At 64.6% G+C, this 22,999-nt stretch carries 18 protein-coding genes; 9 read left to right on the forward strand and 9 right to left on the reverse strand.

Annotated features, from left to right (window positions below; translation table 11 throughout):
• Positions 1-132: 132 nt before the first annotated feature.
• Entirely contained in the window at positions 133-309 is a 177-nt protein-coding gene (locus tag MWN33_RS19180) for a Coenzyme F420 hydrogenase/dehydrogenase, beta subunit C-terminal domain (protein WP_425531946.1), read from the reverse strand.
• 121 nt (positions 310-430) lie between these two features.
• Positions 431-802: a hypothetical protein gene (locus MWN33_RS00005; protein ID WP_247197983.1), complete on the reverse strand. Its 372-nt coding sequence runs from the start codon at positions 800-802 to the stop codon at positions 431-433.
• Between the two features lie 355 nt (positions 803-1,157).
• Here MWN33_RS00005 and MWN33_RS00010 point away from each other — a divergent pair, with 355 nt between their 5' ends.
• The 4 genes from MWN33_RS00010 to MWN33_RS00025 all read left to right on the forward strand — a co-directional run bounded on the left by MWN33_RS00010 (position 1,158) and on the right by MWN33_RS00025 (position 5,980).
• Positions 1,158-2,162, forward strand: a complete 1,005-nt coding sequence (locus tag MWN33_RS00010) for a nitroreductase family protein (RefSeq protein ID WP_247197984.1) — start codon at positions 1,158-1,160, stop codon at positions 2,160-2,162.
• Positions 2,163-2,433: 271 nt separating this feature from the next.
• A complete protein-coding gene (locus tag MWN33_RS00015; RefSeq protein WP_247197986.1) occupies positions 2,434-3,558 on the forward strand; it encodes a polysaccharide pyruvyl transferase family protein in 1,125 nt (374 codons plus the stop codon).
• Positions 3,542-4,723 carry a Coenzyme F420 hydrogenase/dehydrogenase, beta subunit C-terminal domain gene (locus MWN33_RS00020; RefSeq protein ID WP_247197988.1) on the forward strand — a complete coding sequence of 394 codons (1,182 nt, stop codon included), beginning with the start codon at positions 3,542-3,544 and terminating at the stop codon, positions 4,721-4,723. The genes MWN33_RS00015 and MWN33_RS00020 overlap by 17 nt, the downstream gene beginning before the upstream one ends.
• A gap of 81 nt (positions 4,724-4,804) precedes the next feature.
• Positions 4,805-5,980 (forward strand): glycosyltransferase family 4 protein, encoded by a 1,176-nt coding sequence (locus MWN33_RS00025; protein ID WP_247197989.1) that lies wholly within the window; start codon positions 4,805-4,807, stop codon positions 5,978-5,980.
• Positions 5,981-7,589: 1,609 nt separating this feature from the next.
• Here the strand turns inward: MWN33_RS00025 and MWN33_RS00030 are convergent.
• From MWN33_RS00030 to MWN33_RS00050, 5 genes are all read right to left on the reverse strand, one after another.
• Positions 7,590-8,339, reverse strand: a complete 750-nt coding sequence (locus MWN33_RS00030; protein WP_247197990.1) for a glycosyltransferase family 2 protein — start codon at positions 8,337-8,339, stop codon at positions 7,590-7,592.
• A 94-nt stretch (positions 8,340-8,433) separates the two neighbouring features.
• Positions 8,434-9,585 carry a glycosyltransferase gene (locus MWN33_RS00035; RefSeq protein WP_247197991.1) on the reverse strand — a complete coding sequence of 384 codons (1,152 nt, stop codon included), beginning with the start codon at positions 9,583-9,585 and terminating at the stop codon, positions 8,434-8,436.
• Positions 9,586-9,735: 150 nt separating this feature from the next.
• A complete protein-coding gene (locus MWN33_RS00040; RefSeq protein ID WP_247197994.1) occupies positions 9,736-10,716 on the reverse strand; it encodes an NAD-dependent epimerase/dehydratase family protein in 981 nt (326 codons plus the stop codon).
• 82 nt (positions 10,717-10,798) lie between these two features.
• Positions 10,799-12,172 (reverse strand): O-antigen ligase family protein, encoded by a 1,374-nt coding sequence (locus tag MWN33_RS00045; protein ID WP_247197996.1) that lies wholly within the window; start codon positions 12,170-12,172, stop codon positions 10,799-10,801.
• A 68-nt stretch (positions 12,173-12,240) separates the two neighbouring features.
• Positions 12,241-12,684 carry a hypothetical protein gene (locus MWN33_RS00050; RefSeq protein WP_247197997.1) on the reverse strand — a complete coding sequence of 148 codons (444 nt, stop codon included), beginning with the start codon at positions 12,682-12,684 and terminating at the stop codon, positions 12,241-12,243.
• 418 nt (positions 12,685-13,102) lie between these two features.
• On the opposite strand from MWN33_RS00050, the gene MWN33_RS00055 reads away from it, so the two are divergent.
• From MWN33_RS00055 to MWN33_RS00075, 5 genes are read left to right on the forward strand one after another with little or no spacing between them, the layout of a single operon-like run.
• A complete protein-coding gene (locus MWN33_RS00055; protein ID WP_247197998.1) occupies positions 13,103-13,948 on the forward strand; it encodes a tyrosine-protein phosphatase in 846 nt (281 codons plus the stop codon).
• Positions 13,851-14,702, forward strand: a complete 852-nt coding sequence (locus MWN33_RS00060) for a polysaccharide biosynthesis/export family protein (protein ID WP_247197999.1) — start codon at positions 13,851-13,853, stop codon at positions 14,700-14,702. Before MWN33_RS00055 ends, MWN33_RS00060 begins: the two co-directional genes overlap by 98 nt.
• A 58-nt stretch (positions 14,703-14,760) precedes the next feature.
• A complete protein-coding gene (locus MWN33_RS00065; RefSeq protein WP_247198000.1) occupies positions 14,761-17,091 on the forward strand; it encodes a GumC family protein in 2,331 nt (776 codons plus the stop codon).
• Between the two features lie 3 nt (positions 17,092-17,094).
• Positions 17,095-17,814, forward strand: coding sequence for a J domain-containing protein (locus MWN33_RS00070; protein WP_247198001.1), 720 nt, complete (start codon positions 17,095-17,097; stop codon positions 17,812-17,814).
• An 8-nt stretch (positions 17,815-17,822) separates the two neighbouring features.
• Positions 17,823-19,439 carry a hypothetical protein gene (locus MWN33_RS00075; protein ID WP_247198002.1) on the forward strand — a complete coding sequence of 539 codons (1,617 nt, stop codon included), beginning with the start codon at positions 17,823-17,825 and terminating at the stop codon, positions 19,437-19,439.
• A 3-nt stretch (positions 19,440-19,442) separates the two neighbouring features.
• Here MWN33_RS00075 and MWN33_RS00080 read toward each other — a convergent pair whose 3' ends face one another.
• Entirely contained in the window at positions 19,443-20,912 is a 1,470-nt protein-coding gene (locus MWN33_RS00080) for a lipopolysaccharide biosynthesis protein (protein WP_247198003.1), read from the reverse strand.
• Between the two features lie 394 nt (positions 20,913-21,306).
• Complete coding sequence (locus MWN33_RS00085; protein ID WP_247198004.1) at positions 21,307-22,641, reverse strand: YncE family protein; 1,335 nt, start codon at positions 22,639-22,641, stop codon at positions 21,307-21,309.
• Positions 22,642-22,999 lie beyond the last annotated feature (358 nt).

The following is a 22,999-nucleotide window of genomic DNA, read 5'->3' on the forward strand; positions in this document are numbered from 1 at the left end:
CCGCTCCGCACGCCCGAGAGGGAAAATCCAACCGTCAGGGCGAACTCACAGCTGGATAGAAGTTGGGGGCAACGTCACCAGTCGTCAGTATATTGTGGCAACCAGGCATCCCCGAGGGCGACATCCGCCGCCTCACCGAAAATGCGTGCTCTTCATATGACCGCAGACCAGAGCCACAAAAACGGTGATTTGCTGCCCCAGAACCGCATCGACTCGCGCGAGATGACGCGCCGCCGTAATGACACGAGGAACGCCTACGATTGCATATCTGCGGCCGTCGCCCTTTATACAAAGAAGCGCTTCATGCATGGACGATGCGTAATATTTCGACTTTCGACCTTGGCGTAGCTCGTGGGCGTTCTGGCTTGCGCAGAATGAAAATTTTCGTAGTCGGTGCTCGCATCTCCGCTACTCAGATGAACGACGCCATCTATGTATTTTTCGAGAGTAGAGATTCGAGCATCCAATTCGTCAGCCCGCCGGAACTGCTTTGTTCCCGTGCGGCGGCGTCAGTGACATAACCACTCATGAGACGGGAATATCGACCGATACGCCGATCCTGGATCGGATCCTCGTCGGAGAAAAGCGTCGCCGCCAACTGCGTTTCGTCAGGTGTGCTGTCGGAGAAGGGGCATACGGCATCCGCCCGAATGAGATCGTCATCGCCAAGATGGGAGACGTCGGGTTCAAAAGTGCCGAAATCCGTCCGCTCGATAGTGATTGCGGGTTGCGCAATCGCACACACACCGCAGCCGACACGGATTCCGGTGTCTACCACATCGCGAATACCGAACGCGGCCATCACCTACACAACTTTCCAATGCCGCGGGACGCGGCGAACCCGCCTGCCGGCGGACAGCGGCTTGCCGCAAAAACCAGCCGAGCAACGATCCGACGACAGAGCGAAAATGCCCGAGTCGTTAGCCGTTCGCGACTCTTTTCACGACCGCCGCAGCAGCACAGAACTCTCCCGCCCGCGCCCGCGATGCCGACATACGTTGCGAATGCTTCCTCTGGTTCCATTCGCAAAGCTCGCGCACATATGCCGGGCTCGGTCCGGATTGTCTGGACCGGCATCGACTTGGCGCGGCGAGACACGCGCCTTGCATAAGGGCCCGACTATGAAAGCGGGCGAAAACAGGTGACGGACGTCATTAATGAGCACACTCGGCCGCATCGCGAAGCGCGTACTGCCCGCCCCCCTCGTCCGCACGCTGAGGCGGTGGGCCCGACACCTGTCGCTGTGGCGCAACGGCGCTTATGATCGAGACCGCTTCGGCCGGCATTCCTATGCCCTCGGGCCGCCGTCGAACCGTGGTCAGCGCCGGGCGGCGCTGACCTTTATCTATCACCGCATCGAGAAGGGGCTGGCGCTGCCACAGCCGCGTGCGGGTTTCGGCGGCGACAGCGTCCGCGATCTCATCTCGGGCCTCGCGCGGTACGAGGCCAAGTTCGGCCGGGACGACCTCGGCGCGACCGTCGAGGGCGTGCTGCGCGATTATGTCCGCTCTGGCCTGGGCGATCCTGTGGTCGCGAGAGAAGCGGGCCGGTTCCTGGCCGGCCGCCCGGACCTTCTGGCTGAACGAGCCGGCACGCTGTCGCTGACGCGCGACACCCTTTGTCCGGTTTCGCCGGATATCGCCATGCGCTTCATGGAAAGCCGCCACAGCCTGCGCAGCTATACCGGAGCTCCGCTGCCCCGCGAGCTGATCGAGCGCGCCTCGCTGCTGGCGCAGACGGCACCCTCGGTCTGCAACCGCCAGGCCGGGCGGCTCTACGTCACTAACGACGCTGCCCGGATGCAGGAGGTTCTGTCTCACCAGAACGGCAATCGCGGCTTCGGTCACACGCTCGGGGCCGTGTTCATCGTCGCCGTGGATCTGAGCGCCTTCAATTCCGTGGGTGAGCGCAACCAGCCTTTCGTGGATGGCGGCATCTTCGCCATGTCCCTCGTCCTCGGCCTGCATGCTCTCGGCGTCGGTGCCTGCATGCTCAACTGGAGCAGCACGCGCGAAGCCGATCTGGCGCTTCGCCGCGCCTTCGGCATTCCCGACAGCCATGTCGCCATCACGATGGTAGGCGCTGGCGAGGTACCCGAAGGCCCGTTCAAGGTCGCCGCATCGCATCGCATCCCGCCGACCGACGTGCTGCACTGGCTGTAGAGCGTCCCTGGGCGTTTCAAATGGCTCCCGCGCCTGCTCAGAGACACAGACGTCAATGACATGATCGGTCGTGGCTCAGCATCCGACGCGCTAGAACAACCAGCGACACCTTCTCGTCTTCCCGACTGTTCATTATTGTGATTCACCGCATGTCGAAGCGGCTTGGATGAGGTTCGCCACAGGCCTCAGGGATGCGCGTGTGAACGAGCTGAAGATCGGCCTGGTCTGGCATAATCTGAATTCCAGCAATTACGGCGTCGCCGCCCTTGCCGTGGCGCATATCGGGCTGCTCGTCGAGGCGGCCCGCGAATGCGGGCTCGAACCTCGCTTCGAGACGGTGGGCACGCGCGGCATGAGTGATATTGGCACCCGCGAGGAAACCGAACGTCTCTTCGACACGCGCATTACCCATGTCGATTATTCGCTGCGCACGCTGGTAAAGCGGCTGCTCAGGCTCGATCTGGGCATGGTCCGCCTGTTTCGCCGCTACCATATCGTGTTCGATATCGGCGAGGGCGACAGCTTCACGGACCTCTACGGCCCGCGGCGCTTCATCGTGCAGATGTGTACCAAGACCTTCACGGTGTTGGCCGGCGTGCCGCTGGTCATCGCGCCGCAGACGCTCGGGCCGTTTCGCTCATTCGCCTCCCGGCGCGCGGCGACCTGGATCCTGAAGCGGTGCCGCTCCATCTACACGCGCGATGCCAGTTCGGCGACGCTCGCCGGCGAACTCGGCGTCGCGGCTACGGACCTCACCGATGTCGCCTTCGCGCTGCCTTATGACGCCGCGACACCGGCCCCTTCGAGCGTAGGCCTCAACGTGTCGGGCCTGCTCTATAGCGGCGGCTACGACCGCAGCAACCAGTTCGGCCTGAGCATCGACTATCCCGCCTTCGTCGCGCGCGTCGTGGAGATGTTCCGGACAAAAGGGGCGAGCGTGCATCTCGTCGCCCATGTCATCGCGCCGGATAACGAGGTCGAGGACGACTACCGTGCCTGCGAAAAGGTGAAGGCGCTTTATGCGGACGACCCCGCCGTCGTGGTGGCGCCACGCTTCACCTCGCCAATGGACGCCAAATCGGGGATCTCGGGCTTCGGCTTCTTCGTCGGCTCGCGCATGCACGCCACAATCGCAGCGGTTTCCGCAGGCGTGCCGACGGTGCCGGTCGCCTACAGCAAGAAGTTCGCGCCGCTCTTCGAGGGCATCGGCTACCCGTTCACCCTGGACGCCCGCAGCGCGACGATCGAGGAACTGCTCGAAGCGATTTCCACGGCCTATGACGCGCGGGCGGAACTGGCGGCAAAGGCGCAGGCCGCCGCGCAGGCGGCCCGGACGAGACTGGACATCTACCGGGACCGGCTGAAGGACGAGTTGCGCGATGCCAGACGCGCTTAGTACCGTCCTGCGCAACGGCATGTGCGTGGGCTGCGGGCTGTGCGCCACCGAGGCCGGCGAGATGCGCATGGATCCCAGCGGCTTCCTGCGCCCGGTCGCGCCCGCCCTTGCCGAGGCACGGGACGCCTGCCCCGGCTTTCATGTCGCGCATCACAATGACGAGGCGCCCTACCATCTTCTCTGGGGACCTATCCGCAGCTGCGAGGTCGGCTATGCCACCGACGCTGCCTTCCGCCATGCCGGCTCTTCGGGCGGCGTCGTCACCACGCTCCTGCGCTTCCTGCTGGAGAGCGGACGGGTCGACGGCGTCGTGCAGATCGGCGCCGCGACCTCCGATCCGCTGCGCAACGAGACCTATGTCCATGCCAGCGTGGAGAGCCTGCTGCATCATGCCGGCTCGCGCTATGCGCCTTCCGCGCCGCTTGCCGCGCTGCGTGCGCTGATCGGCAACGGCCGACGCTACGCCTTCGTCGGCAAGCCCTGCGATGTCGCTGCGCTACGCGCCATGACCCGGCTTCGGCCGGAATTCCGCGAGCAGTTCCCCTACCTGCTTTCCTTCATGTGCGCGGGCATACCCGGCGAGAAGGGAACGCGGGCGGTGCTGGACAGGCTCGGGCTCGACCCGGCCGAGGTGATCTCCTTCCGCTATCGCGGCAATGGCTGGCCCGGCCTCACCACGGCCGTGACTGCATCGGGCGAGGAGCGCTCGCTCACCTACAACGAGGCCTGGGGAAAGATGCTCAACCGGCATCTGCATCCCCGCTGCAAGATCTGCGCGGACGGCATCGGCGAGGCGGCTGACGTCGTGTGTGCCGACGCCTGGCACGCGACCGGGGACGGATACCCTTCCTTCGACGAGATGGACGGCCGGAGCCTCGTATTGGCGCGGACCGATCTGGGCGAAGAACTTGTGCAAGGTGCCGTCCATGCCGGCTACGTGCGGTGTGCGCCGCTCGATCCCGGCGCGATCGAGCGGATGCAGCCCTACCAGGCCAATCGCAAGCGGACCGCCCTCGCCCGCGCAGCGGCGCTGAAGCTGTTCGGCGTGCGGACGACGCGTTTTTCCGGCTATCGCCTTGTGCGAAATGCCTGCACCTATGGTCTCATCGCGAACGCGAAGGCATTCCTTGGAACGGTACATCGAAAGCTCGTGGGGCGTATCTAGGCCCCCTCGGTACCCCCGACGCGGCACGGCCGTTGGCCGTCCCGGCCGTTCGGCCGAACAACGCGGCCGGAGCGGCCGGCCATGACAGCGAGTAACGCGCCGCCGCATGGCGAGCTCGCCGCGGGCTTCCCCCGTGCCGTGACCATACTCACCTGCGAATTTGACCCGTTTCCCGGCGGTATCGCGACCTATTGCACACGCATGGCGCAAACGCTGGACGCGGCCGGCGTTGTCGTCGACGTGATCTGTCCCGCCTATCCCGATCTCGCCTCCGCCACGGACCCGGGCAGCATGCCGGGCGACATTTTCACCCGCCGGCTGCTCGGCCACCATTCGATTCCGGCGAAGGCGGTACCTACCATGCTGCGCACCCTGCGCGGGGGCGGCGCGGACAAGATCGTGCTGGCGGCAGACATTCGCAGTGTGCTGTTCATGCATGTCACGCGCCGGCTGCACGGGCGGCGCTATCTCGCCATGGTGCATGGCAGCGAGGCGGCCAAGTTCCGCCCGGGGTCCCTGCTGTACCGATTGGTGCGGGGCGCCTATTTTGGCGCGGAGCGGGTCAATTACAATTCGCAGGCGACCCGAGCGATCTTCCACGCCGCTTTCGGCGCGCCACCCGAAGAGCGGGTGACGTATCTCGGCGTTGATCCCGGCTGGTTCGAGGAGGCACCGGGCCCCTTCGATCACCCGCTTCTTGCGCAGCTTCCTGCAGGCGCACAGGTCGTCTGCTCGGTTGGCCGTATCGAGCCACGCAAGGGTCATGTCGAGGCCGTCCGCGCCCTGGCCAGGATGCGGGACGACATGCAGACGGGCGAACTCATTTACGTCGTCGCCGGCAAGCCGGAGGAACCAGCCTTCGCCGAGCGGATCGAAGCGGAGGCCCGTCGCCTCGGGGTGAACGCGATCCTCGCCGGCCGCTTGTCCACCGACGATATCAAGCGGCTTTATCGGCGCGCCGCCTGCCATGTTCTCCTCGCTCAGCCGATGCCGGGCAAGGTCGAGGGATTCGGCCTGGTGCTGGCCGAGGCGGCCGCCCAGGGCTGCCCATCGGTCGCCACCAACGAGGGCGGCATCCCGGAGGTTATCGCAGGCTGCGGCGCCCTTGTGCCGGCCGGCGACACGCCGGCTGCGGCGCGGGCGATACAGGCCTATCTGTCGGACGCCGCCTCGCGCGCCCGTGCCTCCGCCGCATCAAGGGAGCGGGCGAGGAGCTTCACGTGGCAGCGCTGCGCCGACGCGACGTTCCGCAGGTGAGGCATACAGATGCATTCTCTCAGGAGGTCACATCTATCTTCGGCGATTCATCTGTCATTGTTGCCGGTCATCGTCCCATGCCGGATGGACTTCCACGTGAGAAGGATACCCAGATCAGGAACATGGAATAATCGAAAGACTATTCACCTGGAAGCACGAAACAATGATGCTTCAAACTGCAAATCTTCACCGGACGGGGTGATTTAGCGAAAAGGCACCAAAAGCCGCCGACGACGCGCCGGCTTTTTTAACTTCGCGACCGACGTAACGCCTTCCGCTTTTGATATTAAATAGAGACCAATCATAATCAGAATCGCAACTCTCGCCGAAGTCGAATCTGGACTTACTGTGGTATACACCATCAGAAACGCGGATAGCGGCTTGTATGCAAAACCTTTAGTATTTACACACATATGTATCATTACGATGTAGAAAATCATCGCCGGTATTGCACCAAGGAAAAGACCGAAGGCGAGATACAGACAATGAACGGACAAACCCTCTCTATCCTGCGTATACCTGAACTCGACAAATTCAGAAGATACATCTTCATTTAAAGTAAATGGTGTATACGAAAGTATTTCTAACGATCTATAATTCATGAATGCGCGCTCATAATTTGAAATACTACCATATATGTATTCCAGATTGTTTAAATATTGTAGAATATCAATTATATAGGCATAAATTAATCCGAATGCAAATAATCCAATGTATTGAACTATTCTTGGTATCGGAACATTTCTTTCTAAAGAAAATATTACGGCTACGATTGAGCATAATGTTATGCCTCTAGCGGACACCTGCTGTGACACTACAATGTCAGCAATAACAAATATCATAAATATAAATATCTTATATTTTATTGCCAAATTTGAAATAACCGCCGCACCCCATGTGTACTGAAAACTTGGAGCGTCGTATTTATTTTTATAGTCAATCGACGATTTAGAGAATTCATTTAACGAAAGGACAACAAGAGAAAATAGCATCACAGCTCGAATTTGTCTCGCAATCGTCATGTCGAAAGGATTGCTTAAGGCAGCAAGAATAGCAAGAAAGATAAAAATCAAATGGTACGCGCTTTTATAGAAGCCGTACGCGAAAATTATCACTACAAATAAAAATAGTAAAACAGATATTAAGAAATTTATCTTGCCGTTCTTAAAACTAAGAACGGATATCAAATAGTATAAGTAAAGTAAAATAAAAATTTCAACTATTGGACTTAGTATAAACATATTAATTTGATCCAAAGCAAGATTCGAATAATGCGACGATACATCCGGATATCATCAGGTCGAATTCTTTGGAATCACGACAGCCGATTACTCCATGTAGCCCGTCCTCGGGGATCGCCCCAATGGCCAGATTCGGGCCGCATCCACGCCTCTCGTTCCAAATCACACTGCCGTGGCTGCAAAACTGAAAGAAACAAATTCTCTTCGCCTCGATTAACCTCATGCAGTTCTCTGGCTGTGGGCCGTTATGAAACTCCAATGTCGTTCTCATGTTGTCAAACGTCCGAAGCCCTCGGCAGCCAGCGCACGCAAAGGTACCAAAACCCCGCTCGGCGCCCTCCTTTCCGCGATCCGATTAAGCTCATTTCTCAAATCCGCCGTCCGCTGGCGAGATGAACGCTGTCCAGCGCCGCCCGCAAGGGACCCCAGCCGTGGCTGCGCAGCGCCGTGTAGTGGCCGCGACAGGAGCGGAAGAACCGCTTCCAGCGCGCTTCGAAGCTGGAGGAGGACCGCCCACCGGAATGGTCGATCACGATAGAGCCGAAAATATGCATCCGTGCACCGTGCCGCGCGGCGGTCAGGCAGAGCGACAGGTCTTCGCCATACATGAAGATGTTCTCGTCGAAGCCGCCATATCCGAGAAAGCTCGCCCTCCCCACCACCATGCAGGCGCCCGAAATGTACAGCACCTCGGTCGGCGCGTCGCGGGACGGCGCGATCACGTCCCGGCGGAAGGACAGGAACAGGCGGCCGGGGCGTCGCAGCGTGGCGACGGTACCGCGCCGGCTCAGGATGGCCGGCCCCCAGATCTCACCGGCATCGACATGCCCGCACCGCACCAGCTCCACAAGGTCTTCCGCCTCGATGACCGCGTCGGGGTTGAGGAAAACGACGATATCGGCATCGGTGGCGCGCACGCCCGCATTGCAGGCGGCGCCGAAGCCGACATTGCGGCCGGGCCGCACGATGAGCGTGTCGGCATTGCGCGCGGAAAACTCGCCGCTGTTGTCGACGACGATGATCCGCGTGTCCGGCGCCTGGCCGAGGCGCGCCTCCATCTCATGGATCAGCGGCGCGGAGAAATAGTTCACGGTGATGACGGCTGTCCGCGTGCTCACTCGGTCACCTCGCTCTAGTCCGCCGTCGTGAAGGATCGCTGCCAGCGACGATGGCTGCCGGTAGAGGTGGCTGTATGCTCCGAGCCCGCCACGGTCAGCGCTCCGCCCTTGTTAGCAGGTTCCGATACACTTCCTCGATGCTCCGGCACATGTTCTCCACCTGCCAGCTATCGAGATCGGTTGCACGAGCCCCCTGCGTCAGTCTCTGCCGGACAACTTCGTTCTCAATCAGCTCTATGGCCGCCTGAGCGGCAGCCTCCATATCGTCGGCTGGCGTGACGATGCCATTCCACCCATGTCGGACCACAACCTCAATCCCCGGGAGATCAGACACGATGCAGGGTCGTCCGCCGGCAAGATACTGCATGATCACACGCGGCAAGCCTTCGCGGGTGGAAGTCAGCATGCAGAAATCGGCCAGCGCGATGAGATTTTGCGGATCGGTACGATAGCCGAGAAGCAGCGCGTTCCTTTCCAGTCCAAGCTCGCGAATGACGGATTCGACGGCCTCCCGGTGCGGCCCCTCTCCAGGCATGAGGAGCCGCACGCCCGGATGACGGGCGACGACGGCGGGAAATGCCCGCAGGAACTCGCAATGGCGCTTGCGCGGCTCGAGCGCGGCCATCATCAGGATGACCGGCGGGCGCGGCTCGTTTTCGGCGAGCCCGAGAATATCCCGCCACTCCTCCGGCGCATGGCCGGCACGAAACCGGCCAAGATCGAAGCCGGAAGGGATGACGTGGTGCCGATCTGCCGTGCCGACGCCGGCATTGACGCATGCCGCCTTCATGGCCGGTGAAACATCGATGAAGGCGTCGGTTACGGCACCGGCCGCGCGCTCGGCCGCGAGATAGACCAGGCGCTGCAGCGTGCCGACATTCATGAACGGCACGATATGGACGCCATGCACGATATGCCGGACGCCCGCCGCCTTCGCCGCGAACCGGCCGAGAACCCCGGCCTTGCTTTGATGCGTGTGAACGATGTCGGGCCGAAGCTGCGAGAACAGACGCTTCATGGCCCGGAAGGCTGCCACGTCCTTCCCCGGGTTCAGCGGGTGAACCAGACTGTCCACCCTCACCAGTTTCAACCCTGCAATCGGATTTTTATAGTAGGATTCATCGTACTCATTGCCATGGATCAGGTAGACCTCGTGCCCACCCGCGATCTGGGCGCTACAGGACGCCAGGGTATTTTCTTCCGAGCCCGCCCGTAGAAGCCGCGTCAGCACGTGAACGATACGCATGAATTCTACCCAGCGGACGACAGCCGTAACAACGATGGAATAAAGCGGCGAAAGAAGTTCACGGCCGAGACCCGCATGACAGCGCCACCGCCGAAATGGACAGCCGCCGATGCGAAGTAAGGGTATGCACGATGATCAGCCCGCGCGCGCTCACCGATAAGTTCCGCCCGTCTTTTGTCCCCAATCCCTGAGGGCGCTTTCCACGTCGGTGCGGTATCGATAGCCCGCCTCAACCAAGGCTGTCGGCAGCACGTTGGTTGAGCGCGCAAGCTTCAGGACCCGCTCCCTATTGATGGAAGTTCGCAGCCCGAGCTTGCCCAGTATCTCGAAGCCGAATGCCGCTGCAAGCATCAGGGGGAGAGGTACGACCCACCTCGGCGCGGCAAAGCCCGCGGCGCGCACGAAGGCATTGCAGATATGCTCCGATGTCGTGCGCTCGGGATAGGAGAAGTTGTAAGTGAACGTGCGGCGATTGAGATCGCGGGCAAACTCCATGGAGTCGACGAGTTCCTCCACATAGCCGCACGACTTGATCGTCTCGCGGCGTCCCGGATAGACGAAACGTTTGCGGGCGAGCAGCGAAGCGAGCTTGGTGAAGTTGCCGCCTTCGCCGGGCCCGAAAATGACGGCGGGCCTGACGATCACCAGCTGGCGATCGCTCCCGTTCTCGACCCAGCTGCGATGAATTCCCTCGGCCTGGAACTTCGACCGGCCATAGGCGGAGACAGGGGCCGGCGGCGTGCCCTCATCCACTGGCTCCTCGCTCGGGCCGTAAACCGAAATCGAGGCGGTGAACAGCAGAAACGTCGTACCTATCCGTGACGCGAAATCGCAGACATGGCTGGCACCGAGAACGTTCGTCCAGAAATATTCCCAGTCTTCATGTCCGGGCGTGGTATGTATCGCAGCCAGATTATAGATTTCCGCTCCGGACAGATCGCCGTCGAGCGAGATCGGCTCCCGCACGTCGCCGGTTACATACTCCACCCCGGCGACGGGGGCCTTGGCAGCGCGGATGTCATAGGAGATGACACGCCCGTAGCGACCCGTATGGGCGAGACGTTCCAGCAGATGGGTGCCGATAAACCCGGCTCCCCCGAACACGATCACAGCCGAACGTCGAGCACTCATAACCACGTCCTGTAAGACCCCTATGCGTTCTGCACACGGCCCTGTTCCCCATCGCATCCATGGTTGCGCACAGCAGGGCCGGTTACACGGGCTGTCCATCCACCCGCGCGCTGCCGGGCGGTGGCGTCATCAGGGCGCAGCAGAGGGCGAAATAGGCGAACAGCGTCGCGGTGCGCAACGGATAATCGACGAAGGAATGGATCAGCAACAGCAGCACGGCAAGCGACGCGCAGCGGGGCAGCAGGAGGCGCACCGGTGCCGCTCCGTCCGGCGGTCGCAACCAAAGGCGGAAGCCGCGCAACATGAACCACGCGAGAAACAGGACCATCAGCAGGATGCCCGCCGCGCCCGCCTCAAGCGGGAACTCCAGCCAGTCATTGTGCGCGCGGTTGACATAACCCGGCCGAAGATCGTCAAGGCGTTCATAGGCGGGGTAGACGGCGGTGAAGCTGGCGAGCCCGGTGCCCGTGGGCAGCGCGTCGCCGACGAGTTCCAAGCTCCTGGCGTTCAGCTTGAGGCGGATCTGGTCGACGATGCCGTCATCGAAACGATGGAGGAACCGCTCCGCGCCGATCTGGCCGACAAGGAGCAGGACGCCGGCGACGGCTGCGAAGGCGATCCAGCGCACGCGCCGAAAGTTGCCGCGCCGGCCGGTCAATATGGTGAGGATCGAGGGTGAGATCGCGACGATCACCCCGGCCACCAGAACGGTGAGCAGGATGCCGGCGCGCGAGCGCGCCAGCGCGATGCCCCCGAGCAGCAAGACCAGAAGCCCGAAGGTGGTGACGAGCCAGACCAGCTTACGCTGCTGCGGCACACGCGCCGCCAGCACGCCCTCTCCCCGCGCGACACACCACGCCGCGCCGAGCGTGAGCGTGACATAGAGCAGCGCGGAGAAATGATTGCGGTTGGCGAAGAAGCCGACCGCCTCGACCCGGTGTCCGAACTCGAAGAAGCGCAGCGGGCTTTGCGGCCCCTGCGAGACCTGGACGACGCCGAGCGCCAGCGCCAGCAGGCTGAAGAACACCGCCCAGCCAATGAGGCGCAGGCGCTGCTCGCCGCCCAGAAGCCCGACCAGCAGGAACAGCGCCAGCGGCGGCAGCACGGCCGGCAACGCGGCAAGGCTCGCCGCCGGATCGACCGACGAGCTTCCGGTCCACGCCGCGTCGAGGGGGGGGCCGCCGGCCGCGACGATCTGCCGGGAGATCCCCGCCCAGCCGGGCGCGCCGAACAGCGGAACAAACTGTGCAAGGCCGATGGCGAGGGCGACGACGATCATGCCGACACCGAGAATGAGTTCCGGGGACGGGGCCCGGCTCCGCGCTACCGAGCTCAGCCGATCGATCCACAGCCAGATTCCCAGCATGAGGAAGGGAACCGAGAGGAACTGCAGGATGACGTCGGACAGGTAGCCGGCCGTCGTGGCCCCGCCGAGAACGATGTTCGCAAAAAGCAAAAGGACCGACGCTGGAAACGCCGGCCCTATGTCGAAATGGGATTTCTGAAACAGCTTGAACGTCCCGCTCAGGGGCTGATCGGAATGAACGGCACCTTCTTGTCATCCGAATCGGAAACCAGCACCGCCGCCGTGATGCCGCCTGCGATCACCGTCGTGGTGACGATCAGCCCGGTAGGATCCTCGGTAAGGGTCAGGCCGCAGCCCGGAATCTTGAGGGTCTCGGTGGTGGAGCCGGGGACGGTCACCGTCCGGTCACTGCCGAAGTCGACGACGGCACTGCCCGACCCCTGCACGGCAACCTTGTCGCCACTCTTCAGCGAGGTACCCACCGTGCCGGGAACGAAGCCATTCCCCTTGTCGACCACAACCGTGCCGGCTACTTCGGTCAAGGTTCCGGCCGTCTGGCAGACATCCGCCCGAGCGGCGCCCGCAAAGCCCAGCATTACCAAACCACAGGTAGCGACTACCGTTCCCGCGCGATACATCGGCCCCTCAACAAATTTCAGCACGCGCTGCCCAACGCATTCCGAAGGCTAAATTCCAGCTTCTTTGTAACCACACTTCCTTCCCGGGGGTCAAGGATCGAATGGCCGACAACGGCATCCGGATACAGATCATCCGCTCCGACAGACCTTCTCGTCGCCGCCGCGACCAAAATGCAACAGCAGAAAAAACGTGCAAAATCGCCGATCCGCGCAGAGATGAACCATCCGTTAACATAAATGCACTTCATTCGATAAATAGTTCCGCGGCCGAGGGCGCGGGTTCCAGGATGTCATATCCTCTTGCTTCACGGTAAGTCCGCGCCGATAAGCTCAAGGACGACCACGTGCCCGGTAATGGCGGTCGCGATTCGGGAGCGGATCGACAACGCCGGAGCAAACGGCGCGGCGGCGACGGGCCTGCCAACCATATCGAACACAACGAATGATCGACCTGCACAGCCATATTCTTCCCGGCATAGATGACGGCGCACCCGACATGCGGACGTCGCTGGAGATGGCGCGGATGCAGGTCGAGCAGGGCGTGCGGATCGCCGCCTGCACGCCGCATATTCTTCCCGGCGTTTTCCACAATTCCGGCGCGCAGATCCGCGGCGCCGTGGCACGGCTGCAAGCGGCCCTCGACGAAGCGGGCATCGCGCTCAGGCTGGTCACCGGCGCCGACAACCATGTCGTTCCCGGCTTCGCCGAGGGGCTGCGCCAGGGGCATCTGCTCACGCTGGGCGACACGCGCTACGTGCTGGTCGAGCCGCCCCACAATCTGGCGCCCGCACGCCTCGACGAACTGGTCTTCTCCATCCTGCTCGCGAATTACGTGCCGATCATCACCCATCCAGAACGGCTGCGCTGGGTGGAGGACAAGTACGAATTGATCGAAAGCCTGGCCGCGCGTGGTGTCTGGATGCAGGTGACCTCGGGATCGCTTACGGGCAGGTTCGGCCGCCGGCCCAAATATTGGGCCGAGAGAATGATCGGCGAAGGAATTATTCATATCCTGGCAAGCGACGCGCATGATACTGTCAAGCGGCCGCCGGATCTTGCGGAAGGATGGCGGGCGGCGGAACGCCTGGTCGGCCGGGCGGAGGCAGACCGATTGGTCTTCGGGCGCCCACGGGATATCATTCTGGATAAACCGGCCGCAGAATGCGCGCCTATAGAAGTGGAAAGGTTCGATGGGGCTTGGCAGGACGATGGCGGCGATGGCCATGCGCGGGGCGGCGCTGGTGGCGGCGGTCTTCGTGGCCGGCTGCGTCGCCTCCTCGGGCGGTAACGACCCCGCCTTCACCACCGGCACCTCATCGGATCCCGCCTCGGTCAGCAGCTTCACCGAAACCCCCGCACCGGTCAGGTCTTCCTCGCGGACATCGCCCTCACTAGGCACCTCCATTCCGGTCGAGGCGGCTCCGGCCGGTCCCGCCGGCGCTGCCGCCGCCAGCGAGGCGAGCGCGGTGACGGCGGCCAGCACGCCGGGCAGCGAGGGCTACCGGGTCGGCCCGCTGGACGTGCTGTCGATCCAGGTCTTCAAGGTCGAGGACCTGACGCAGACGGTGCAGGTGTCCGAGAGCGGGCGCTTCGGTTTCCCGCTCGTCGGCGAGGTTCAGGCGGGCGGGCGCACCGTGAGCGAGATCGAGAAGGATCTCGCCGGCAAGCTCGAAAAGGACTATGTGCGCAATCCCCAGGTGACGGTGCTGGTGAAGGAGTACAACAGCCACCGCATCACCGTGGAAGGCGCCGTGAAGAAGCCGGGCGTGTTCCCCATGCAGGGGCCGATGTCCATGCTGCAGGCCATTGCCTCCGGCGGCGGTCTCGACGAGACCTCGGACGGCACCGTGCTGCTGTTCCGCAAGGTCGAGGGCCGCACGGCGGTGGCGCGTTTCAGCATGAACGACGTGCGCGGGCAGCGCACCGAGGATCCCGCGCTGCAGGCGGGCGACATCGTCATGGTGCCGACCTCCGATATGAAGGTCGGGATGCGCTATATCCTCCAGGCCGTGCCGCTGGCGCGCATGTTCCTCCTTCTGTGACGGCTCTGGCTGCGCTTTAAGGATATCGGGGTGGTGGCTTTTCATGCGGGATGAAGGCTTGGAGGGAGATTCGGCCGGGGCACGCTCGCGGCAATTGCCCGCGATCGCGGAGAACCGCGCCGTATCGACCCGTACCGAAGGCGCCGGCTACGGGCCCGGCGGCTATCCCGTCACCGAGCCCATCTACGAATCGGAGCTGGCCGCGGCGCTGCACTATCTGATCGGCATCGCGTGGAAATGGCGGACCCTGATCCTCGGCACCGCCGGCGCCGCCTTCGTCGTCGGCGTGATCTACTGCTTCCTGGCGACGCCCCTCTATTCCGCCATCGTCCGCATCCAGATCGACCGAGAGCCTGGCAAGATCATCGACGGCGGCTCGACCTCACCCACCGAGCAGGGCGGCACCGAGTTCCAGAAGACCCAGTACGAGTTGCTGAAGAGCCGGGGCATGTCCGAGCGCGTTGTGGCGTCGCTGGCGCTCGACCAGGACCGTAACTTCTCCGTCCCCACGCCGGGATTGATCGGCAGCCTGCTCGGCATCTTCTCCGATACGTCGCAGGAGGCCGATACCGGGGCGGCACAGGAGCGCGCGCGGGCGGTGGCGGTAGGCCGTATCCAGCAGAATGTCGAAATACGCCCGATCACGGTCTCCCGCCTCGTGGACATCGAGTACACGGACCCGTCCTCGCAGCGAGCCGCCGCCATCGCCAACGCCTATGCGGACGCCTATGTCGCCTCGAACCTCGACAAGCGCTTCGAGGCGAGCTCCTACGCGAAGGTGTTCCTGGAAGACCAGATCAAGCAGCTCAAGCTCCGGCTGGAGGAATCCGAGAAGGCGATGATTGCCTTCGCCGAGAGCGAGGACATGGTCGAGACCAGCGACAAGACCTCCATCGCCGAGAACAATCTCGCCGCCGCGAATGCCGCGCTCGGCCAATTGATCTCCAACCGGATCCGCGACGAGGAGACGTGGAAGCAGGTGGCGAACTCGACCGCGATCAACCTGCCCCAGCTGCTCACCAACAATGTCATCGACGGCCTGCGCACCCAGCGCAACGAGCTCAAGCGCGACTATGAGGAGAAGCTGGAGACCTTCAAGCCGGGCTATCCGGCCATGGTCGAGATCTCCAAGAAGATCGCCGAGCTCGACCGCCAGCTCGCCACCGAGGTGAACACGATCCGCAGTTCGTTGAAAGCGGCCTATGAATCGTCGGCCAACCAGGAAGCGCAGATGCGCGCCCGGATCGACGAACTGCGCGCCGAGGTCATCGAGCTGCAGAAGAAGAACGTGCGCTACAACATCTTGCAGCGGGAGGTGACGTCCAACCGAAACCTCTACAACGACCTTCTGCAGCGCTATAAGGAAGTCGACGTCGCCAGCGGCGTCGGAACCAACAACGTCTTCATCGTCGACCGCGCCCTCGCCCCGCCCTCTCCCTCCTATCCGCGCACGCTGCTCATCCTCGCGGGCGCACTCGCAGTGGGACTGCTTGGCGGTTTCGGCGCTGCCAATCTCATCGAGCTGCTCGACGACCGCATCCGCAATCCCGAGGACGCGGAGAAGGCCACCGGCCTTCCGGTACTCGGTATCGTGCCGCGTTCGGAATTCGAGAACGGGCTTATGGCCGAACTCGCCGATCCGCGCTCGCCGGTCGCAGAAGCCTATCGCTCGCTGGCGACCTCGCTCCAGTTCTCGACCGAATACGGTCTTCCCCGCACGCTGGTGCTCACCAGCGCCGGCGCGTCCGAAGGCAAGTCGACCACCGCCATCGCGCTGGCACGCCATTTCGCCGTGACCGGCAAGAAGGTCCTGCTCATCGACGCGGACCTGCGAAAGCCCTCGGTCCATGCCAAGATCGGCCTCGACAACGCCGTCGGCCTCTCCAATTGCCTGACCGGAATGGCCACGCTCGAAGAGGTGACCCAGCGGACGGAGATCCACAATCTGTTCTTCATCGCCTCGGGCCCGCTTCCTCCCAACGCGGCGGACATTCTCGGCGGAACACGGGTGTTCACGCTGATTTCCGTGGCGCTTGAGACCTATGACCTGGTGGTTTTCGACAGCCCGCCCATGCTCAGCATCGCCGATGCACAGCTGCTTGGCGCGGCGGCCCACGCGACGATCTTCGTCGCCGGCGCCGGCGACAGTCGTCGGGCGGTCGCCCGCAACGCGCTGCGCCGCCTCCAGCTCGCCCGCGCCCTGACGATCGGCCTCGTCCTCACCAAGTTCGACGCCCGCAGTTCGCGCTACGGCTATGGGTATGGTGCGTACGGCTATGGCTACGGCTATGGGCAGGAGCAGGACGGCGTCGGCTCGGGCGGGGTGAAGGCGCTGCTCCCGAAGTTAAAACGGCGCGATTCGAAGTCGAACGAGTCCGAGCTGGTATGAGCCATGGCGGAATTCGACGCGCTCGAAGCCGCATTGGCGCTGCTCAAGGACCCGGTCGTCGCGCATCGGCTGCCGCAGGTTCCCCTTCCCGACGGCGTCGCCGTGGTGCTTGCTGCGGCGATCGGCGATGAGCAGGTGCTTGGACTGGTCAGCCGCCGCTACGGCAAATCCCAGGAGGTGATCCGGGAAGCCGCCAGCTTCTATGTCGAGCAGGCGCTGCTGGCGCCGGGCGGCGACAGCTACCGGGTGCTCGGCGCCTCCCGCAAGGCGACCCACGAGGAGCTGCGCCGGAACATGGCGCTGCTGATGCGCTGGCTGCATCCGGACTTGCAAGCTCTGCGAGGAACAGCCGCCTCCGTCAATCGCGAGGTGTTCTCCGCCCGCGTGACCGCCGCCTGGGGCGACCTGAAGTCGGACGAGAAGCGCGCCAGCTACGATCTCGCGCACCCCCCTTCTGCCGATCCCCCCAGGCCGGGTCGGGCTGGCTTCCGGTGGACGAAGCGTGGAGTGAGGCGCACCGCGAGTGACAGCGGTCGCCCCCCCGCGCACCCAACGGGCGCCGCGTCGAAGCCGCGTGTCGCAGCTGAGAGCGCGGATGCACGCATCAAGGACGCTGTGCCGCTCATTCGCCGGGGACGGCGGCCCTCGGCGCTGAGCCTGCGCAAGATCGAGGGCGGCTCGTTCTGGCTCCGCCTGCTGTTGCTGTTCCGGGGAGCGCGATGACCCTTCACGTGGGGAAGGCCCGGCGCCCGGTGCGTGCCCCCCGGCCGCAGCCGGCCCAGCTGCGGGTTCGCAGCCTGCGCCTCGGCATCGCCGTGCATCCCTGGCGCACCGGCGCGCTCGCCCTCGCCGGCCTGCTGCTCGTCGTGGGTATCGCGACGACCTCGTTGCCGACGGCTCTCGCCGATCAGCACCCTCGCCTGGCGCTGATGCTTCACCCCAATCACCCCGCCGCGATGCTTTCGCTCACGCGTGACGAACGGGAGGCCCTGCTCGCCCTGGCCGCCGGCGGGCGGGAGGCGCTCGCCGCTGACACCGGCGCTTCGGAAGCTGCCGACGCCGCAGCCGCCGCGGACGAGGAGCGCCCGAGCGAGGAGATGGTGCCAACCGATCAGGACGCCGGCGCGGCTCCCTCTCCCGACGGCGACGCGCAGGACCCGGCGGCGACGGACCAGAGCGCACCCGCCGCCGCGCCGGACGCGTCCGCCGACACGCCCACCGATGTGGGGACTTCTCCCACGGTCGCCGCCGCGCCGCGAACCGACGCCCTCCTCGCCGCCGAGATTGCCGCCCGCCGGGAGCACATTCGCGCGCTCGCCGACGCCATCATCGCGCGCGCGCCGCTGGAGGCGGCCGCCTACCGGCTCCTGGCCGATGGCTCCGATGACCCCGCGCTGATCCGGCAGGCGATGATCGACGCCGTCGCCCGTTCGCGGCGCGAGACGGTGGCGGTGTTCTGGCTGCTGCAGCACAGCTATATGGACCGCGATTATCCCCGCGCCGTCGCGATGGCCGACATATTGCTGCGCACCCGCCCGGTGCTCAACCGGTTCACCTTCAGCTATCTCAACTCGATGGTGCTCGCGCCCGAGGGACGGGAAGCGCTCGTATCCGCGCTCGCCCCCGGCCCCGGCTGGCGCATGGGCTTCTTCCGCAACATGGCACGCCCGCTGGCCGCCTCGAACGAGCCGCTGCTGCTGTTCGAACGGCTCAAGGAGACCGGCGCCGCGCCGTCGGACCTCGAGTTGGCGCCTTTCCTGCGGCAACGGATCGCGCGGGACCGCCGCCCCGACGGCGCCTACAATATCTGGCTTCAGATGCTGCCCGGCGATCAGCTCCTCAAGGTGCGTCCGATCAATAATCTGGACTTCTCGCAGGACCCGACCCCTCTGCCCTTCGGCTGGAATGTGCCGCGCTCGACCAACGCCTTCGTGGACTTTGCGCCGAGGCCGACGGGGGAGAGCGGGCGCATTCTCCGGGTCCGCTTCGGGCTCGGGCGCGTCACCGTCGGCAAGGTCAACCAGATCGCGTTCCTGCGGCCGGGAACCTACCGCTTCTCCGGCCAGCAGAGAGGCTCCATGTCGGCGAGGCGCGGCATGCGCTGGCAGGTGATCTGCTTCGGCACCGGAATGCTGGCAGGCCAGTCGGAGCAGCTTATGGGCTCGCCGCGCCAGTGGCGCGACTTCTCCTTCGACCTGACGATTCCGGACGACGGCCGCTGCACCGCGCAGCAGGTCCGGCTGATCCACGATGCCCGCACGCCTTCCGAACAGCTGGCCTCGGGCGACATCCAGTTCCAGTCGCTGGACGTGAGCCCGATCCCGACGGCAGCGGGCGCCTCGCAATAGGCCCTAGCGCCCCCCAAGACGGCTCCGCGCCAGCGAGATCACGAAGGTCTCGGCGCCTTCCGGCCGGCCGGCGGCCAGCCACAGGCCGACATGGGTGGCGACATAGGCTCCCGCCCCGGCGAGGACGAAGACCAGAAGGTTCGCGATCTCGCCCGCGAGGGCGTCGGACGGGGCAAGCCAGTGCTTCGCCAGCAGCGTCGCAGCGATCATCGCCAGCGTGCTTGCGAGACTCCGGCCGACATTGGCCAGTTGGTGCAGCACGGAGACGTGCAGGAATCTGCGCGCCAGCGTCAGGGTGAGGAAGATGATAAAGGCGCCGCCCACCGAGCGCGCGACGACGGCGCCCAGCAGGCCGTAATACCAGGCGCCGGCCAGCGTCGCGGGAAGCCGGCAGCCCAGGTTGATGGCCTCGCGAAGCGTGACCACGCCCGGCCGGCCCATCGCCATGGAGAGCGACATCAGCGGCAGATACAGCACCTGAAGCGCGACGACCGGCCCCAGCCAGACGATCACGGTGACGGCCGCATCCCAGTTCGGACCCAGCACCAGCGGCACCAGCCGGTCCGCGACGACCGACAGACCGACGCCAAGCGGCAGGAGGAAGATGACGAGCACCTGCTGGCCTTTGAGATAGGCCGCGCGCAGGCGTCCGGCCTCGGACTGCAGGCGCGAGAAGCCGCCGAACATGGTCTGCATGATCGGGTTGGCAAAGGTGTAGGTCGCGATCGAGGCGATGTCGCTGCCCATCGTGTACTGGCCGAGCTGCGACTTGCCGAGCATATGGCCGATGAAGAACCGATCCGACTGCAGGTTGAGCGTCGAGATGATCCGCGAGGCGGTCAGCCATCCCGTGAACTTCAGTATGTCCCCCGCGCCGCCGAGGCGCAGGCGCGGCCTGTAGGGCGCATAGCGATAGGTCACGGCGGTCGAGATGAAGGCGGATGCCAGCTGTCCGACGATCAGCGCCCAGTAGGAATGCGTCGCCAGCGCCGTCGCCAGCGCCACCAGCACCCCGCAGAACTTGCCGACAAGCTGCGAACGGGCGGTCGGGCCGTATTCGATCCGGCGCTGGAAATGCACCAGCGCGGGGCTCGCCAGCGCGGTCAGCAGCGGCACGAGCGAGAGCGCGTAGAGGATCGGCGCCAGCCGGGCGTCCTCGTAGATCCCCACCATCGGACCGGCGGCGAGGCCGATGATCAGCATCACCGCCAGACCACGTGCCAGATTGAGGGTGAAGGCGGTGTCGATGTCCTGCGGCTCGATGCTGTCGCGCTGGACGAGGGCGTGCGCGACCGGGATGTCGGTCACGGCGGAGGCGATCAGCAGCACCGACGCGGCGAGCGCGACGAGGCCGAAATCGGCGGGGGTGAGCAGCCGCGCCATGACGACGAGGGCGAGCATGTCGATGCAGCGGGTCAGCAACTGCAGCGCCGTCAGCAGCGCCGCGCCGAGTGCCACCCTGTGTCCAAGCATGTTTCCCGGCTTCCCCCTTCGCACGGCGGCGCGCGGGCGGTGCACGGACGCCGCCGCTCTCGCCCGGAAGGCGATTCGAGATGAGTAAGGCCCCGCGCCGGGTTTGGCTATGCCCGCGGCGTCCCAAGCCGCTGACGCCCGCGCATGCCGTCAGTCGACGATGTGGCTACCCCCGTCGATATAGAGCACCTGCCCCACCATCAGCCGCGCCGCATCATGGGCGGGTGCGGGCTGGGAAGGCCTCCGCTATCGCCGGATTGACGGCGGCGCGCATGAAAGGCTGCACCAGCGGGTCGAGCTCCACGCCCTCGGGCGGCGCGATGCGCATCAGGAGGTGTTGACCGGCTGGGCGCCGCCCGCCCTTGAGGCGACGGGCGACGCTTCGCCGGAGGGTTCAGTCGGCCTTGAAATAGCCGATCATATAGCTTTCCGAGCCGATCTGGGTGACGCGGCCGGCGACCTTGTTGGCCGCGAGGTCGATGATCCAGACCATGCTGGAATTGTGCCCGCCCTTGGGCGGCGCGCCGGTGATCGCGGCGTAGCGCCCGTCCGGCGTCACCGCCACGCCGCGCGGGCGCGAGGGATCGTTCGAGCCGGTCGACAGCGGGATGCGGGCGATGGTCGCCTTCTCGCCGGCGAGCGCCTTGGCGACGTCGATGATGTCGATATTGTTGGTGCGGAAATTGGTGGAGATGATCTTCTTGCCGTCCGGCGTGAAGGCGGCCACGAAGGGGCGCGAGGGCTCGTTCGCGTCGTCCGTGCCGACCTGCACGCGGGCGACCTCGGCCTTGGCCGGCTCCTTGCCCGCCTTCTCGACATCGATGATCGAGATGGTGTTGCCTTCCTTGCCGTCCTGCGCGTTCTCGCGCGAGGCCTGGGCGACCAGCTTGCCGTCCGGCGAGGCGGAGATGCCGAACCCGCCGGCCTGCACCGGGATGCGGCCGATCTCGGCGCCCTTCTCGCCGGCGATGGCCTTGGCGACGTCGATCACCGAAATGTCGTCCGTGCCGCCATTGGCGGTGAAGATCAGCCCCTGCGGCCCACCCAGCGGCGAGGCGGCGACACCGTTCGAATCCGGGAAGCAGCCGAAGCGCTTGTCCGGCGCGCTGTGGGGAATCTCGGCCGGCGGGCAGGAATGGCCGGGCGAGCCATAGGCCTGCTCGACCTTGTGCACCACCTTGCCCTGGGCGAGGTCGACGATGTTGATGTGCCGGCCGCCATCCTCGTTGCCTTCGGCCTCGGCATGGGCGAGAGCGGCGAACTTGCCGCCGGGCAGCAGCGCGAAGCCGGTGGCGCCGAAGCCCTGGCTGTCGATCCAGCCGTCGACCGCGCCCAACGCCTCGTTGTTCTTGGGGTCGCGCGCCTTCTTGAGGTCGAGCACGGTGACGGAGCCGGCATGGCCGTGCTGGAAGGCCTGCGCCAGCTTGGCGCTGGTCTTGCCGGAATGGTTGGCGATGTAGGCCTTGCTGTAGTCCGGCGCGATGGCGACGGTGATGGGCTGGCCGCTGGCGATCTCGGTCTTGCCGTCGACCTGGATGTCGTGGGTGACGCGGGGGCGGTTCACCACCGCGTTCGGGGTGCCGTCATTGGCCGGGTCGATCGCCTTCTCAAGGTCGATCACCAGCATCACATTGTCCCAGCGCCCGGTGGCGAGGAAATAGTCCTTCGCGCAGACAGGCGTGGCGAGCGCCGTCGCTGCCAGCAGCGCGGCGGTAAAGATTTTCGACATGGCGTTTCCTCTCTTGCCCCGATTTGCCCGGGTGCCTTGTGCCGGCGGGGCCGGCTCCCTCCCCCGGGGCGGGCAAGGCCCGTCCCGATGCGGATCTGCAGGGCCGCCGCGCCTTGTGATCGGCGCAGCCCCTCGCCCGCGCCGGCCAAAGGGCAGCACGTTCCGGCCTCACGGCCGGCGAGGGGTTCTGGCGACAGAAGGTGCCGGATGGCGAAGGAGGTTACCCTCGATCCGGAGCGCCCTATGAGCCGGCACATAATCGGCGCGGCGGCTCCGGCCGCGCACGGCTCATTCGACTAAAGGGTAAAGCAGCCGCGCCCAGGCAGCAAACGAAATATGAATGCAGAATTCATAAAAC

Source organism: Ancylobacter koreensis, from assembly GCF_023016525.1.
Taxonomy (GTDB): domain Bacteria; phylum Pseudomonadota; class Alphaproteobacteria; order Rhizobiales; family Xanthobacteraceae; genus Ancylobacter; species Ancylobacter koreensis.

Bases quoted from the DNA above. Each gene is read 5' to 3' on its own strand.
- MWN33_RS00055 (WP_247197998.1), top strand. From the start codon at position 13,103: ATGATCGACCTGCACAGCCATATTCTTCCCGGCATAGATGACGGCGCA.
- MWN33_RS00085 (WP_247198004.1), bottom strand. From the start codon at position 22,641: ATGTCGAAAATCTTTACCGCCGCGCTGCTGGCAGCGACGGCGCTCGCC.
- MWN33_RS00025 (WP_247197989.1), top strand. From the start codon at position 4,805: ATGACAGCGAGTAACGCGCCGCCGCATGGCGAGCTCGCCGCGGGCTTC.
- MWN33_RS00070 (WP_247198001.1), top strand. From the start codon at position 17,095: ATGGCGGAATTCGACGCGCTCGAAGCCGCATTGGCGCTGCTCAAGGAC.
- MWN33_RS00060 (WP_247197999.1), top strand. From the start codon at position 13,851: ATGGGGCTTGGCAGGACGATGGCGGCGATGGCCATGCGCGGGGCGGCG.
- MWN33_RS00035 (WP_247197991.1), bottom strand. From the start codon at position 9,585: ATGCGTATCGTTCACGTGCTGACGCGGCTTCTACGGGCGGGCTCGGAA.
- MWN33_RS00010 (WP_247197984.1), top strand. From the start codon at position 1,158: ATGAGCACACTCGGCCGCATCGCGAAGCGCGTACTGCCCGCCCCCCTC.
- MWN33_RS00040 (WP_247197994.1), bottom strand. From the start codon at position 10,716: ATGAGTGCTCGACGTTCGGCTGTGATCGTGTTCGGGGGAGCCGGGTTT.
- MWN33_RS00080 (WP_247198003.1), bottom strand. From the start codon at position 20,912: ATGCTTGGACACAGGGTGGCACTCGGCGCGGCGCTGCTGACGGCGCTG.
- MWN33_RS19180 (WP_425531946.1), bottom strand. From the start codon at position 309: ATGCATGAAGCGCTTCTTTGTATAAAGGGCGACGGCCGCAGATATGCA.
- MWN33_RS00020 (WP_247197988.1), top strand. From the start codon at position 3,542: ATGCCAGACGCGCTTAGTACCGTCCTGCGCAACGGCATGTGCGTGGGC.
- MWN33_RS00005 (WP_247197983.1), bottom strand. From the start codon at position 802: ATGGCCGCGTTCGGTATTCGCGATGTGGTAGACACCGGAATCCGTGTC.